The 15338-nt window shown below is 64.5% G+C and carries 11 protein-coding genes; 9 read left to right on the forward strand and 2 right to left on the reverse strand.

Translation table 11 applies throughout. The annotated features are described in order from the left end of the window. Positions 1-995 (reverse strand): IS1380 family transposase (locus G7A98_RS16085; protein WP_163650695.1); only part of this gene is annotated, 995 nt, incomplete at its 3' end. 354 nt (positions 996-1349) lie between these two features. Here G7A98_RS16085 and G7A98_RS16090 point away from each other — a divergent pair. The 7 genes from G7A98_RS16090 to G7A98_RS16120 all read left to right on the forward strand — a co-directional run bounded on the left by G7A98_RS16090 (position 1350) and on the right by G7A98_RS16120 (position 12944). Then, entirely contained in the window at positions 1350-1994 is a 645-nt protein-coding gene (locus tag G7A98_RS16090) for a ParA family protein (RefSeq protein WP_163650696.1), read from the forward strand. 59 nt (positions 1995-2053) lie between these two features. Then, positions 2054-2293, forward strand: a complete 240-nt coding sequence (locus tag G7A98_RS16095) for a hypothetical protein (RefSeq protein ID WP_163650697.1) — start codon at positions 2054-2056, stop codon at positions 2291-2293. 434 nt (positions 2294-2727) lie between these two features. After that, positions 2728-3111: a hypothetical protein gene (locus G7A98_RS16100; RefSeq protein ID WP_163650698.1), complete on the forward strand. Its 384-nt coding sequence runs from the start codon at positions 2728-2730 to the stop codon at positions 3109-3111. After that, the gene (locus tag G7A98_RS16105) at positions 3111-4217 is read left to right on the forward strand and encodes a hypothetical protein (RefSeq protein ID WP_163650699.1); all 1107 of its coding nucleotides are present in this window, start codon (positions 3111-3113) and stop codon (positions 4215-4217) included. The genes G7A98_RS16100 and G7A98_RS16105 overlap by 1 nt, the downstream gene beginning before the upstream one ends. Before the next feature lie 21 nt (positions 4218-4238). Further along, positions 4239-4889, forward strand: coding sequence for a hypothetical protein (locus G7A98_RS16110; RefSeq protein ID WP_163650700.1), 651 nt, complete (start codon positions 4239-4241; stop codon positions 4887-4889). Between the two features lies 1 nt (position 4890). After that, positions 4891-5505 (forward strand): hypothetical protein, encoded by a 615-nt coding sequence (locus tag G7A98_RS16115; protein ID WP_163650701.1) that lies wholly within the window; start codon positions 4891-4893, stop codon positions 5503-5505. 23 nt (positions 5506-5528) lie between these two features. After that, positions 5529-12944, forward strand: a complete 7416-nt coding sequence (locus G7A98_RS16120) for an LPD38 domain-containing protein (protein WP_163650702.1) — start codon at positions 5529-5531, stop codon at positions 12942-12944. 642 nt (positions 12945-13586) lie between these two features. On the opposite strand, the gene G7A98_RS16125 is transcribed toward G7A98_RS16120, so the two are convergent. Then, positions 13587-13994: a hypothetical protein gene (locus G7A98_RS16125; protein ID WP_163650703.1), complete on the reverse strand. Its 408-nt coding sequence runs from the start codon at positions 13992-13994 to the stop codon at positions 13587-13589. Between the two features lie 178 nt (positions 13995-14172). Between G7A98_RS16125 and G7A98_RS16130 the strand changes: the two genes are divergently transcribed. After that, complete coding sequence (locus G7A98_RS16130; RefSeq protein ID WP_163650704.1) at positions 14173-14436, forward strand: hypothetical protein; 264 nt, start codon at positions 14173-14175, stop codon at positions 14434-14436. 372 nt (positions 14437-14808) lie between these two features. Continuing rightward, on the forward strand, positions 14809-15252 hold the full coding sequence (locus G7A98_RS16135) for a thermonuclease family protein (RefSeq protein WP_163650705.1): 444 nt from the start codon (positions 14809-14811) through the stop codon (positions 15250-15252). Positions 15253-15338 lie beyond the last annotated feature (86 nt).

Genomic DNA, 15338 nt, shown 5'->3' on the forward strand with positions numbered 1-15338 from the left:
AGCAGGTCATCGGGGCGTTCCTGCACCACCAGCACCACGCGACGCGGTGCCGACCAAGAGCCCGCTTGATACTCCAGATCGTGGCACCACTCGCGAGGCTGCTCGGGTGGCCGGCCGGGTGGCCGCTTCAGGTGCGGTGCCGCCAGTTTCTGCAGGCCGGAGTGACTGCGCAGTCGGCCCAGGTACTCGATGTCGCACTCTTCCAGGGCCTCCAGCGTCGCGTTGTCGGTGAAACCGGCGTCGATGCGCACCCGAACCTGGGCGCCGGTGCTCTCGTTGAGTCGCCGCACCAGATGCGGGATCCAGGTGTCGGCGTTCTCGGCCGGGCCGGCGTTGCCCTCGCGCAGCAGGCCGCCCACCATGTCGCCGGTTTCTGCCAGCGAGGCGACCAGCGGTGAATAGATCCGCGCGCCGTACAGGCCATGATAGGCCGAGCCGCCCTGGTGGCCGTGGACCTCGATCGGCAGGCCGTCGATGTCCAGCGTCAGCTGCTTGGGGCGCTCGCCGTTCTTCAGCGCGGTCAGGCGCCAGATCACCAGTCGCAGCAGGCCTTCGTGCACGGCATCGATATTGTCGCAGCGCCCGAGGCAGGTCAGCAGCCGCGACAGCGTGGCTTGAGACGGCCGGTCCTGGACCAGGGGCGTCATGCCGCGTGCATCGCTGCAGGCCAACTGCCAAAGCGGGTCACGGCGCAGCGTTTCGGTATCGCTGAGATCGATCCAGCCCATCGCCCGTTGCAGCACCAGGGTACGCAGCTGGCTGGCCAGCGAGTGGCGGATGCGTAGCGGGTTGCGGAAGTCGACCAGATTGTCTTCCAGCGCCTCAATCACGCCGCTGTTGTCGAGGGCCTCACGCAACAGCAGAGCGCCGCTGTCGCTGGTAGTGCGCTGGCCGCTCAGCTCAACACGGACAGCGCCGTTGCATGAGGGCGTCCAGGTGGATAGGCTTTCACCCATAGCGGATGGCTCTCTTGGTTCAGATTCTTGGCGGAACACACTGAATTTTCAAGAGAATACCATCCGCTATCTTCGTTTTCGGGCCGGCCTCATGAATAAGCCGGGATAAGGGGTTCGTCCGTACTACTAAGGGGCGTAGCCCTGGGGGCTTCTGAGGAGTGTCCCGGTGTTTCTGCCTCAAGCCTGTTCGAGGGTGATAAACGGTCCGTCCATACTACTGATGGCAGCGAACCCGCCTGAGTTACTTCTTTTCGGCCCATGTGTCGTTGCTTAGCGCCTTAGAACGCTAGCGTTCTCGCGTTCTTCCTCTCTGGCGTCATAAAACGCTTGCGTTATACTGGCTTTGGCCTGCCGTGAGGCACCCGTGACGAGACACCAACAACGGATGCTTTCATGGGCTTACTCATCGGCGTGGTATCGCAGAAAGGCGGTGTCGGAAAGAGCACCATCGCCCGGGCGATCGCAACCACCTATGCCGCGGCCGACTGGAACGTCAAAGTCGCCGATCTCGATATCAACCAGTCCACCTCGTTCACCTGGCTACAGCGGCGTCTCGCGCGCGAGATAACTCCCGTCGTCGCCGTGGAGACCTTTGGCACCGTGGCCCAGGCCCTGCGCATCGCAGACGCCTATGACCTGATGGTCCTGGACGGTGCGCCACATGCCTCCAAGGCCACCGCAGAGATCGGCCGTCGTGCCGACCTGATCGTCCTCCCGACCGGGCTTTCCCTCGACGATCTGGAACCCCAGGTCATCCTGGCCAACTCCCTTGTCAGTGATCACGGCGTGCCGGCCGAACGCCTGGCCTTTGCCCTGAGCAAGACTGGAGACAGCCCCCGTGAGCTGGATGAAGCGCGCGAGTACCTCGCAGCGACCCCCTATTTCGTCCTGGGTAGCCAGATTCCCGAGAAGACAGCGTTTCGCCGGGCTCATGACAACGGGCTGTCCGTCGTGGAGTCGCCCTACAAGGGGCCGCGCGACCAGGCGGACCGCCTGATCCAGTCGATCATCGATCGCTTGGAAGCCATCACTTCGTGACGCTAGCGTTTAAGAACGCCAGAACGCCAGAACGCCAGAACGCCAGAGGAGAATACTCAATGGCCGCACCCAGCAAGAAGCCCAGCACGAAAGGGGCGCCGCCGAAGCTCTCGGACACCACGAGCGTGGTAGGGAACAACACGGAAAAGCCCGAAGCGGGGGAAGAGGTCCCCTGTAATTTCAGGGTGGATCCGGAATTCAAGCGACGCTTCAAAACCTTCTGTGTCGCTCATGATCGCGAGATGAAAAAGGTGTTTGTCGAAGCCATGGAAGAATACATGGAAAAGCGTGGTGGATAGCTCCGTTTTTTGCCGAGAAACCTTTCGATTTTATTGAATAGAGTTCGAGGAATAGGGCATCCCTAAGTAGCCAACCATTGTTATCGTGGCCCCGTGGGGTTTTTCTCCTGAGGGGCGCGATGTGCCGGCCTTGAGGTTTTAATATTATTCATTAAATTGATGATTTTTAACATCAAACGTTCTATAAAATCTTCGCTATCGGGAACAGGATTGTTCCCGTTTTTGTTATACTGGATGGTGTAGAAACCTATCCTAAACTGCCTACCGTGAGGTACGCGAAATGTGCAATTCCCCTTCCCTAAAAATGAGCAAGACGGCTCTCCCTCTTTCCCGAAACATGCGCGAAGTATCGTTGCGCGCCGAGGCGACTGTTGCCCTCGGGTAGCGGGAGATGACATCTCAAGATCTCGCCGTGAGGCGATATGGAGGTAAAAATGGGTTTGTTGTCTAGCGTTGGCGATATGCTGAGCACGAGCGACACCGGCTCGATCAGCAGCACTGCCATCAACGCCGCGAACAACGTGGCATCCTCTTCCCACTGGTATTCCCCCGCCGTCAACTTTTCGACGTCCGCCTTCAACTGGATCAACGACAACCCCGAGGCTGCCAACATCCTCGGCGGCGTGGCTGCCGGCGTCGGTGCCGCGTATTTCCAGAACCAGCAGGCTGCCGACGACCGCGCCTTCAAGGAGCGCATGTACGAGCGCCGTCGTCGCGATCAGATGGTCAACCCAGGCACGATCGAGAACTACGGCTCCCACATCGGCATCGTTAAGAAGGGGCTGCTGACCAACGGCCAGATCGCGGGAGGTAACTGATGGGCTGGGCAGACTCGGCAGCAGACGGCGCCACCGGCGGTACCGGTGGATATGGGGGCGACGCCGCCGGCGGTGGCGGCTACGGCAACGACAACGCCCTGGGTCGCGCGGTGAACGCCGCGCAGGAGGACAACGGCGGATTCGGCGCAACGCGCACGCACACGCACTTCAGCGGTAGTTCGGTCAGCAACGGCTATGCCCAGCCGGGCACGGTGGACTCCGGCCGGCAGGCGGGCGGTTTCATGTCCCGAGTGGATGCCGGCTACCGGGGACGTTTTGGTCGTGAACTGAATGCCGAGCGCAGCCAGGCGAACCAGGGCATCACGAGCGGCTCTATCGCTGATATGGCGGACGTTGCCGATGAGGCGGCGAAATCCTTTCTCGATCGCACGAGCTTCGAGACCTACGCCGGCATGCCGCGGAGCTACAACCCGTCGGCGAACCTCAGCCGGGCGGAGAGCGCTGTCGAGACCATCGCCGATCGCACCGGCCGGCAGCCCGGTGACGTGGGTAACATGATCGGCCGCGAGGACTTCGGCCGCATGGCCAACGGCAACCTCTCGGCGGCCTATGGCGGCGTCCAGCGCGCCGCGCAGCCCCACGGCCTGCTTGCCACCGCGCAGGATGTTGCCCTGGGCTTTGCCGGACCGCTCGGCGTGGCAGCCGACACGGCCATTGACTCGGTGGTAGGCGGCCGAAGAGCTGCCAACACCTTCAGTGCGCTCAACGACCAGTACGACACGAGCTTCGATACTGGCCTGGCCGACAATATCGGTACACAGGCAGCAGCCAACACCATGGGCACAATCGCCAGCGCGGGCCTGTCGCATTTCGGTGCGAACGTCGGCCTCGGACTGGCCGGGGTCAACGGCGCGCGCGTGGGCGGGTTACTCGGCAATGCCACCGGCGGCCAGATGGGCGATATGGCCCTGAATGGAGGGCAGGCCCGGCCCCCCGCGAGCACCCCGGTCGGCAATGGAAACTCCCAGCCTCGCGGACTTCTCGCGACCGCCGTCAATCAGCCTGCTGTCGCGACGCCTTCGGTCAGCTATTCCCCGATCAGCATCGACGACTACGCCAGTTACGCCGAGAACTTCTTCGCATAACTCACCGGGAGGTGACGCATCATGCCAGGACTACTTTCACGGGGCGCGGCCCCCGCTCCGCAACGGTCGGCACGACCCCAGCAGGCCGCACCCGCCCCGCAGGCGCAATCGGGCCAGCCGAATGACCCACGCACGGACCAGCACCCCGACCAGGGACGCCAGCAGTACGAGCATCTGACCCAGGCCATGCTCAACTACCTGTACGGTCCGGGACTCGATCAGGTTCATGCGGCGCTGTCCCACGGCGACAACGCCACCCAGCGCATGGCTGTGGTGATCTCGTCAGTGCTTCTCACCATCCAGCAATCGCTCGCCGCCCAGGGCAAGACGGTGCCCCCGGGGGTGATGTTCCAGGCCGCCATGGAGCTCGCCAAGGCGGTGGGGGAGATCGCCGTCGAGATGGGACGGCTGCCGAAGGAGGGGAGCGGTGACGCGATCGAGACTGCCTTCATGGCAGGGGTTGGTCGCTTTGGCCAGCTGGTCAGCGACAGCGCGATGACCCGGGAGCAGCGGCAACGCTACGCCGACCTGATCAAGACCATGAAAGCACTCAAGCAGCAGGCCGGGCCGCGCGAGACGCAGGAGCCGCGCCGCCAGGAGCAGGACGAACCGATGGGGCAGGAGGCGCGCGAGGCGCCGATGCCTCGCCAGCCGATGCAGGGAGGAATGTGACATGGCCGGACTTCTTTCATCTGCGCTGGCCGGCGCCGTGAGTGGTGCCGGGAAGGCGATTCAGAACAATGCCCAAGGGGATCTGGAGCTGAAGCGATCGGCGGCTCTGGAGAAGGTTCGCCACCAGAGCGACATGGCCAAGCTGGACGACCAGCAGCAGTTCACGACGAGCGAACGTCTCTCCACGGAGAAGTTCAAGCGCAAGGAGAACCAGCTGGATCGCGAGGCCCTGACCCAGCGCGGCCTGAACCGCAATGCCCAGCCCACGGCCTCCATGCGCGAAGCACAGTGGCTGGTGAATCAGGGGATCGCCCCGGATATCCAGTCCGGCTACGACCTGGCCACGTCCAAGACGGGCATGGGACAGGACAAGCTCGATTATCTGCAGGACCGCATCAGCACCATTCAGGACCTGCGAAGCGGTGATGCTTGGGTCGGCCTCTCCGAGGAGCAGAAGCAGAGCTACCTGGATGACCTGAGTCGGTTGCAGAAGCTTCGAAACCAGGCTGAGACGCGCTCTATGAGCTCCACCGGCCGCGGGAGGTTGTCGGACCCGGGCAGTGGTCTCGGGAGCAACCCGAGCGTGGATGACATCCTGAACAGCGTCCTTCAGTAGCCAGATAAAACGAGGAGCCGCGTGTGAACGCCGCCAACGATCAGCAGACAGCTACCCCCACTTGGAAATCGATCACCTCCCGGCGTGAATTCCAGAGCGCCGACCCCAAGACTCGCGATCAGATCCGCAGCGCCTTCTTCGACCAGGTCGTGGCACCCCGAACGCCCGACAACCTGGTGGGTGAGGTCCGCGACAAGTTTCTCGAAGCGACCCAGCCCGATGTGTCGGGTGTGCCGGCCAATGATTCGCAACCCGCTGACGCCGGACGCGGCGGCGCCGCGACATGGTCAGCCGTCCGGGATAGTGAAGATTTCCAGAATGCTGATGCGGAGAAGCGTCAGCGGTTGCGCGGCGAATTCTTCGACCAGCATGTCCGAAACCGGCTTCCTGCCGATCAGCTGGCAGCTGGGCTCGATCGCTTCATGAATGCGACCGAGCAGGACGTCTTCGGGAAGACCGGGGCGGAGCCGCAGAAGCCGGAGACTCAGGGAGGCGATACCGAGAAGGCTGGCGAGATCACCGCATCCGACTACGGCCGCGAGGCCCTGGAGGGCGGCGTCTCCGCCCTGGCCTCGGCGGGTGGCGGCCTTGGTGACTTCCTGCGAACCACGAGCGGCTACGTCGAGCGCGGACTGCGGGCCCTCGGGCTGGGCGATGCCATCGATGCCGGCGATCAGGCGCTGGGCGACATGGCCCCCAGCGATGCTTTCCAGGCCTTCGAAGGATGGATGCGCAAGGGTGCCCAGCAGATCGATGCGAAGCAGACCCAGGCCTTCCGCCAGGCGATGCGGGACAGCACACCGAGTGGTGACGTCTTCGACCCGGGCTCCTGGAAGTTCGGTGACAACCCCAGCGTTGCCGGCTATGCCGGGCAACTGGCCGGGCTGGTGGGGCAGTACGCCCCGCAGGCTGCGATGCTGCTGGCCGGCACGCCGGAGCGCGTGGCCACAGGCATGACGCTGATGGGCGGCCTCCAGGCCGGCGGCTCCCAGGCCAACGATGCCGAGTCCCGCATTATGGGCATGGACGACGAGCAGCTCTCGGCGTCGTCCGGACTCTACCGGGATCTGAAGGAGGGCGGGCTCAGCCCCGAGGAGGCGAAGCGGCAGACCGCGGCGACGGCCGGCGGTGCCGCGTTCATGGGCGGGGCGCCGCTGGGTGCTGCCGGCGGCTACCTGACGCACTATGTCCTGGGGCCTCTCCAGCGGCAGATCACGGGCGGCCTGGCGGGAAGGATGTTCAAGAGCGTCGGCCTGGAAGGTGCCGGCGAGGGCGCCCAGGAAGCGGCCGAAACGATCAGCGCTCGGGCCAGCTCGAATGACGCCACTCAGGGTAACCAAGATCTCACCGAGGGGACGTTCGCCGATTTCGCGCTGGGCTCGATGTTCGGTGTCGGTGCCGGCAGCGCCGGTGCCGCCGGTGGCCATCTCAGCTCCAGGGCAGAGCCCCGGACCCAGGAGAGGCCCGCGGACCCGCAGGAAGCCGACCAGCCCGTCACCCAGGGCCCGGATGCCAACCCTGATCCGCTGGTGTTCGAGAATGCCAACGTCTCCCGCGCTGACTGGAAGCGCGCATGGGAGCAGCAGGCCCAGCAAACGAGCGAGTCCGAGCCATTGGCCGATGCCCGGACCGAGCCAGACGCTGCCCGCCGCGCTGGCGATCTGATCCGGACGCCGCGGTCGGAACTCTCGTCGGAGGACCGGCGGCGCCGCGATTCGCTGACCTTCGGTGACGGGTTCAAGCAGTTGCGATCCCGTGCCGAGGCCCAGGGGCAGGATGAAGCGGTCGCGCTGCTCGACCAGGCCAGCGAGGACGTCTCCCAGGCCCACGAGATGGAGACGCTGGCCCGCACGAACGGGGAGGGCGAGGGCGCCGCCCAGGCGGTGCGCGATAAGCTTGATGTGGCGTCTCGCCGATTCGCCGAGGCTACCGCGCTGATCGACGGGACTACGGCTGCCGCCCCCTCTCAGCAGACAATGAGGCAGCGTCAGCAGGCGACCCGGGGCCGGGCGATCGGAACTGCCCAGCGGCAGGCAGCGGGCTCTGGTGGTGATGCGCTCCAACAGGCCAGCGCGGGACTAAGGGCCGAGCAGATGGCTGACGAGACGTCTCGTGCGGAACAGGCGGTTGTCGAGCCGCGTCAGCGTGTCGAGTTGGAAGGCCGGCTTCAGGATGCCACGGACAATGCGGATCGCCTGGAAGGGCTGGGGATCAGCGATCGAGAGGCACAGGTCCGGCTTCGCAACATGCGGGGCATCCTGAGGCGAGCGGAGTCGGCGTTCGACAAACGCGACTTCGACCAGGCGCGTCGCCTTCTGGGGCGGGCGGACATCATCCGGGCGGCGATGGATCGCCGGGCCGCCGCCCAGCCAGAGGCGCGCGGCGAAGAGGCGCTACCGGCGCAGAGGCGTATCGAGCCGACGTTGGATCTCCAGCAGTCTGAAGCGCAGGCCAGCGAGTCATCAGCAAAGCCTGAGAGCGGGCCGGTCTATGAGCAGGATTCCAGCGGTTTCCGGTACGTCATGCGCGATGCTTCCGCGCCACGCTGGAATAGCGAACTCGGCCAGTCTGCGGCTGATGGCGAGGTCGGCAGAATCATCGGTGACGTGGCCGGCGGACGCATGACGATTCGTAATGCCGGGGTCCAGCAGGATTATCAGGGCGCCGGTCGAGCCACGGACGCCTATGCCGACCTTGCCGATCGCGCCACGCAGCAGGGGCGCAAGCTGACCTCCGACGTCGAGGTTACCCTTCCGGCGGCTCGGGTCTACGATCGCCTCGCCGCGCGCGGCTACCGTGTCGAGAGGAACCCGACGGCTCGCATCGAGAACGTCGATGGTGAAGAGAAGTGGGTTGCCGACGACGGGCCTGTGTTTACGGTAAGCGCACCCGAACCGGCTTTGCAGTATCGCAGCAATGGCCAGCCGTTCCCGACCGAGCGTCATGCCATGGTCAGCGGTGCCTTCCAGAGTGCGCGACGCCGCGGTGAAACCCCCGCCGTGGTTGCGGTCGATGGCGGCTTCGCTGTACGGCCCGATACTTCAACCCAGCAGGTCAGCAGCCCCCGAGCGGCGCAGGAGGAAACCGCCGCGCAATCCGCCCCCGACATCCGCATGAAGAGCAACGGAACGCCGTTCGCCACCCAGCGCTCCGCCGAGATCAGCGGCCCGTACCGTCAGGCTCAGCGTGCCGGGAAGCCGGTGCGCGCGGTCGAGGTGGATGGTGGATGGGGCGTCGAGATCGGCCGTGCCGAGTCGCCGCGCGAGGCGCAAGCGTATGCGTCACCCGCCAAGCCCCGCATCAGCCAGGAGTCCGCGCGCAATGAAACAGGCCGCGGCCAGGCGCGCACGATCGAGAGGCTCGGCGGGGCCCGGCAAGGCGACACCATTCGCCTGACCACCGATGTCGGTTATGCCCGTGGTGGCGAGACCTACCGCGTGGGTCGAATCCAGAAGGACGGCAGCGTTCGGGTGACCAGCACGGTTCGCGGCAGCTCCACCACGCTCAGCTCTGCCGAGCTGAAGGCAGCCTCAGGCAATGGGCCGGTGGCCGAGCGGGTAGACAGCGAGCCTCAGGGGCAGACCAGCAGTCGGCGCGACCAAGGAGGAGAACCGGCCTCCAGCACGACGCCTGAAGCTCCCGACGCAGCCGACGGCGAAGGTCAGCCTGACAGCGCCTCCCGCTTCGAGCCGCCCAACACCCTGCCCGGCGACGCGCTGCTGGGATATTTCGAACGCCAGGGGGAGCAGCACCCGGATACTCCCTATGATCGCTTCGAGGGGGCCGGCAACAAGCCGGAGGCGGTGCTCGATGCCTACGAGGAGTATTTCAGCGAGCCGGCAGAGGAGGAGGCCGAAACCATCCAGGCGAAGGCAGGCGTCAAGGACAAGGAACTGGCCGCGGCCTACGAGAAGGGCCGCAAGGGAGACGAGGAGGCGTCTTCCGAGCAGCCGGGTGATCCCGAGGCCGGGCAGTCGAGCCAGGCGCCGATGCTCTCCATTGGGGAGGAGGAATCCGCCAGTCCCTCGCCGAGTGCTGGCGAGGTCACCAGTGCGCTCTCCGGGCTCAATGAGTTTCAGGGCGTCAATGTGATCGAGAGCCCGCGCGATCTCCCCGATCACCTGATCTTCGGCATGGCCCTGCGCGGGATCAATCCGCAGCAGGTTCGCGGCATGTACGACAACGGCCAGCTCTACGTCATCGCCGGCAACCATGACAGCGTGGAAGAGGCCGTGCGCACCGCGGTACACGAGGCCGTGGGTCATCAGGGCATGCGCGGTGTGCTGGGACGCAGAATCGAGCCGACCATGGCCCAGCTGCGACGCGATATCGAGAAGGACCCGAGCAACCAGCGGATTGTCGATCGGGTGCGTGAGCTGTACAGCCACCTCGATCTCGATACCCCGGAAGGGCGGCGGGCCTATGCCGAAGAGCTGGTGGCCCACTATGCCGAGGAAGTGTCGATCGACCAGCGCCCCGCGCTCTGGAAGCGGGCGATTTCCCGGATCCGGGACATGCTGCGTCGCGTCTTCCCCAGCGTGAAGTGGAACGCTGACGACGTGCTGGACCTGATCGACCGGTCGCGGGGCTGGCTACGCCGCGGCGCCGGCGAGGAATTGACCTCCCAGGAACCGGGTGACTCACCGCGTTACGGCCTGTCGGGCAACCCGGCGACAAGCCCCGTGGGCGCCTATGGCGATCACGACAGCACCAATTTCGGCTTGCCGGACGAGAAGCTGACAGACGCGGCCCTGCGGAAGTTTGCCGACAAGATGCGCCCGCTCAAGCAACTTCAGCAGGCCATCAAGGCCTCAGGCCGCGAGATCGAGGAGGAAGCCGACGCCTACCTCGCCGAGGAGCTCTACCACGGCAAGGTCGAGTACGACCTCCGCCGGCTGCGCGAAGGCTATGTCGAGCCGCTCGCCGAAGGCCTGGCCAAGACCGGCATCAGCCAGCAGCAGCTCGATGAGTATCTCTATGCCCGCCATGCCCCTGAACGGAACGCGGTGGTGGCCGAGCGAAACCCGGACAACCCCGACATGGCCGACGGCGGCTCTGGCATGACCAATGCCGAGGCAGCCGAGATCATCGAGCGGGTCGCGTCCTCGGGCAAGCAGGCGGACTACGATCGCCTGGCCAACCTGGTCTACGAGATGACGCGCCTGCGCCGCGATGCGATTCGTGATGCCGGGCTGGAAGATAGCGATGTGGTCGATGCCTGGGAGGCGGCCTACCAGTTCTATGTGCCCCTGAAGGGCCTGGCTGCCAACGAACCGGGGCGCCCCCGTACCGGGCGCGGGTTCGAGATCGGCGGGCGTGAATCACGCGCTGCCCTGGGGCGGAAGTCGCGGGCGGACTCCCCGTCCTCCCAGGTCATCGTCGATGCGACCGAGTCGATGATCCGCCGGCGCAAGAACGAGGTCGGCAACGCGCTGCTCTCGCTGATCACCGACCACCCGAATCGGCAGCTCTGGGAGGTATTCACCGACGACCATCCCGACACCCGGCGCACGGAAGTCAGGGTCAAGGATCCGGAGACCGGCAAGACCCGCATCGAGGCGCAGGAGCGGCCCGTGAACATGGCCGGCGACAACCGCTACTTCAAGACCAAGCGCGCCGGGCGGAACTACTACATCAAGATCCACGACGAGCGCCTGATGAACACCATGCGCAACGTCGGCCCCGAGACTGGGAACCTGATTGCCCGGTTCATCGGCCCGGCGACGCGGACCCTCGCCTCGCTGGTGACGAGCTTCAACCCGGAATTCATGACCACCAACTTCGCCCGCGATATCCAGACGGCCCTGCTCAATCTGTCTGCAGAGCAGTCCCGGGACGACGGGAAGATCCGCAGCGAGAAGATCGTGGCCCAGACCTTCAAGGACATCGGGCCGGCGATGAAGGCGGCCTGGCGGGGACTGAGCAACAAGAACGGCAAGGGAGAAAAGGCGCGCGAGTGGGACCGGTGGTTCCGCGAGTTCCAGCAGGACGGGGCCAAGACGGGCTACTTCGACATGAAGGACGTCCACGAGCAGGCCAAGGAGATTGCCACCCTGATGCGCCGGGCCTCTTCGGGGCCGAAGGGCGGGATGCTGCGGTTCAAGCACAAGACCGGCGAGTTCGTAGAGAACATGAACGGCGCCGTGGAGAACGCGGTGCGGCTCTCCGCCTACACGAACGCGCGCCGCGCCGGTGTGTCGAGATCGAAGGCGGCCAGCCTGGCCAAGAACATGACCGTGAACTTCAACCGCCGCGGCGAGGTGGGCACAACGTTGAACGCTCTCTACATGTTCGCCAATGCCAGCATCCAGGGGACGGCCAACTTCGCCCGGACGATGACCGGTCTCAAGTCGGCAGAGAACGGGCGCGGCTGGAATCGCCTGAACCGGGCCCAGAAGCTGGCCGTCGGCATGACGGCCGGCGCCTTCGTCCTGGGCATGCTCAACCGGTGGCTGTCGGAAGAGGACGATGACGGTGTGCTGTTCTACGACAAGATCCCCGATCACGAGAAGGAGCGAAACCTGATCCTGATGACGGGCTGGGCCACCGGGGAGCCGGGCGACTACGTCAAGCTGCCGTTGCCCTACGGCTACAACGCGTTCGCCGTCGCGGGCACCCATGCTGAGGCGGTCGCCCAGGGGGCGGAGCAGCCGGTCGAGGCGGCCAAGAACCTGGCCCTCGCCGTGGTGGGCAGCTTCTCGCCGATCGGTTTCGAGGACTCCGACGACGCCGTGAACCTGATGTTGAAGAACCTGACGCCGACGCTCGCGCGCTCGATCACCCATATAGGCATCAACGAGGACTTCGCCGGGCGAAGCATCTACAAGAAGAACTTCCGGACCGGGACGCCCAAGCCGCAGAGCTCGCTGAGCTTTCGCGGCACGCCGGAGGCTTACCAGCAAATCGCCCAGTTCCTCAACGAGGTCAGCGGCGGCAGCGAGTACCGCAGCGGCAAGATCGACGTGAGCCCTGATGTCCTCCAGCACCTGGTCAACTTCTACGGTGGCGGCGCCTGGGGCTTCGTCGAGAAGAGCGCCGACTACGTGAAGCGGAAGGTCGAGGGCGAGGAGGTCAAGCGGTACCGCGTTCCCTTCGCCGGCCGGTTCATGGGCGATGTCAGCCCCTACACCGATCAGGAGACTTTCTACGAGCGGCGCGATCGGCTGGGACAGGTCTACGAAGAGGCCACCAATCGGCACGGCGAGGGCGGGGCCAAGTTCCGTGCCGAGCACCGGAACGAGATCCGCTTGTTCCTGATGGCCAAGAGCACCGCCAAGACTCTGCAGGCGATGCGCAAGGCCAAGGATCGCATCCGCGCGAGCACCTCGTTGGACGACCGGGAGAAGAAGGCTCGGACCGACCGCCTCGATGAGCAGATGAAGCAGCGCATCGATCGCTTCAACGAGCGCTACAATACCCTGCTACGCGAGACGGGATGAGCCAAGTCGGCCCAAGGTGAGCCGACTCACTCGGCCCAAGATGGGCCGAGTGGGCTCGACTAGATTGGTCCGGAGTGTAGATCTGCACTTTGGCGGTTCCAAACCACGGATCCTTGGCTTGGGACTTGGCCCTGTATTCCCGAAGCCCGAATCCTGGCTTTGCTTCACAAGGTCCTGATTTCCCTGATAACGCAAAATTGCGTTACCGGGACAGAGGCGGCGACGTGGCCGCTTCGGTCCGCTCCCCCTGTTTAGGGGGACGGCCATTTGAGCGGTAAAGCCGCAAGCTGGGCTTGACTTGGCGAGTCGCCTGAAACGCCACACGGGCCGGGTACAGCGAGAGGACGGCATACTCCCAGGGGTAACGCCTGTTGAAGAATGTTGAAATCCAGAAGGCTATCGAAGCCAGGTCTGCGTATCGCACACCATGGAGCCCGGGAAGGGCTTCAAGATGGATGCTCAAAAAAATGCGGCCCTGGAATCAAAATGTTATACCGATAACCTGCTTTGGAGGGGCAGGCCAACCCACTGAATTTCCTGATAACCCAAATCTGGATTATCAGGTAGAGGTGGTGCTCCGTGGCGGGGCAGCCGCCAGGACTTTCTCCCGGTTCTGGGAGAAAGTCTTGCCCCGATGCTCAATCAGCCGTCGATATCCGACTGGGTGCGCCTGCGAAACGCCTCGCGCACTTCGGTGAGCTGCTCCTCGGGGATGGAGGGGCGAACCACGCGGGTGAAGTATTCGTCACGGATGCGGGCCCGTTGCTCTGCGCTCGCGCTCTGAAACTCCGGCCGGGTGATGATCCCCATCCATGAGGCAGGTGCCGTCCCGTGGCTGCTGCTGGCCCTGGGCACCTTGGGTGCCGCGTCGAACTTCTTCCCGCAGGCCTGCCGGATCAGGCGAACCGCCCCGCCTGATATCCCGGGCGTGAGGTGATCGAGAAGGCAATCCTCGTAACTGGTGGCCTCAGCCTTGAACGGCTCGATCGGGGCGAGCACGCCGGCGCCGAACGCCACGACCGCGGTGACTGCTATCCATCCCTTGCGCATGATCGTTTCTCTTTGCTGCCTGGCCCGTGATGGCATCACGCCGGGGCTTCTATGCGATGATGCTGAACAATCTATCTGGTAGCCCTGGGCGTTGCGAGGGCCTCGCGTTGCAGAGGCAAGGCAACAAACGGCAACAGCAGGCAACAACGGCAACACGCGATGAATCTGGAGGCGAGCGATGCGTGAGCGACTGAATGATCAGGAAGCGCGTCAGTTGGCGGAAGAGGCGATGCGCCCCGCTGACCGGGTCGTGGATTTCGAGGACTACGGCAATCGCCTGGGGATCGCCGTCTACAACGACGAAGGGGAGAGGGTAGCCCTCTGTCGAGACCTGACGCGCAGGAGCTTTCAGCGCCGCGACACCCTGATCAAGTACCTTCAGGAAGCGCGCGAGATCGTCCGGGAGCAGGGCATCTGGCTGGACGACTGGCAGCCCTCATAGGGTGATAACAGGTCCATCCGTACTACTAAGGGGCGTAGCCCTGGAAGGGTTCAGCGTTGGGTTTTGTCAGGTTGTTGGGGGTGGCTGGTTATTGCCTTCTCCATGTCTCTCCCGATCTTGCGGAAGTCGCTCTGCAGAGCTTGACCATCGGAGAGGCTGGTCAGCCTGGGCTTCTATCACGGGGATGTAGGGCAGGGGTTCACGGCTGCGCCGTGGCGATACCGTCATGATGCTGGCCAGGGCTTCGGCGCTCTAAAACGCTGGCGTCATAGAACGCTAGCGTCCTATGGTGTTGCCTTCTACTTCTGCTAGCCCCTCGCGGGACCAGCCGGTTTCGGGATACGGTATCTGGCGTCTCATCAGGAGGACGTCATGAAGCGAATGGCGATGGTGGTTCTGACCGTTCTTCCCTGCCTTGCCCTGGCGGACGACTATGGATCCGCCCGGGTGGCCGAGGTGACCAACATCTATGACGGCGACACGTTCCGGGCCAACATTGCCGGCTGGCCGCCGATCGTGGGTGAGCGCATTCCCGTGCGCATCCTGGGCGTCTATACGCCCGAGCTTCGGTCACGCTGCCCTACCGAAGCCGGCAAGCAGCACGAAAAGCACCTGGCGCGTCAGGCAAAGCAGTTCACCGTTGCCAGGCTTCGTGGCTCTGACGAGATCACGCTCGAACATCTGGATCGCGGGAGCTTCTTTCGGGTGCTGGCTGAAGTGCGGGTCGATGGGGAGAGCCTGGGGGATGAGTTACTCCAGGCGGGTCTTGCCACCGTATATAAGGAAGGGCAGCATGGCACTTGGTTCGAGAAATAGCAAAGGTTGGGCGGTCTCAATGACCAAGTGCAACACGTGACCCATCAGGTACGGTGTTGCTATGACTCACTGCTATCGCCACCTCT

It is taken from the genome of Modicisalibacter sp. 'Wilcox' (genome assembly GCF_010993675.1).
Lineage (GTDB): Bacteria > Pseudomonadota > Gammaproteobacteria > Pseudomonadales > Halomonadaceae > Modicisalibacter > Modicisalibacter tunisiensis.

Coding starts and splice junctions, on each gene's coding strand:
- G7A98_RS16090 (WP_163650696.1), top strand. CDS start 1,350: ATGGGCTTACTCATCGGCGTGGTATCGCAGAAAGGCGGTGTCGGAAAG.
- G7A98_RS16095 (WP_163650697.1), top strand. CDS start 2,054: ATGGCCGCACCCAGCAAGAAGCCCAGCACGAAAGGGGCGCCGCCGAAG.
- G7A98_RS16100 (WP_163650698.1), top strand. CDS start 2,728: ATGGGTTTGTTGTCTAGCGTTGGCGATATGCTGAGCACGAGCGACACC.
- G7A98_RS16105 (WP_163650699.1), top strand. CDS start 3,111: ATGGGCTGGGCAGACTCGGCAGCAGACGGCGCCACCGGCGGTACCGGT.
- G7A98_RS16110 (WP_163650700.1), top strand. CDS start 4,239: ATGCCAGGACTACTTTCACGGGGCGCGGCCCCCGCTCCGCAACGGTCG.
- G7A98_RS16115 (WP_163650701.1), top strand. CDS start 4,891: ATGGCCGGACTTCTTTCATCTGCGCTGGCCGGCGCCGTGAGTGGTGCC.
- G7A98_RS16125 (WP_163650703.1), bottom strand. CDS start 13,994: ATGCGCAAGGGATGGATAGCAGTCACCGCGGTCGTGGCGTTCGGCGCC.
- G7A98_RS16130 (WP_163650704.1), top strand. CDS start 14,173: ATGCGTGAGCGACTGAATGATCAGGAAGCGCGTCAGTTGGCGGAAGAG.
- G7A98_RS16135 (WP_163650705.1), top strand. CDS start 14,809: ATGAAGCGAATGGCGATGGTGGTTCTGACCGTTCTTCCCTGCCTTGCC.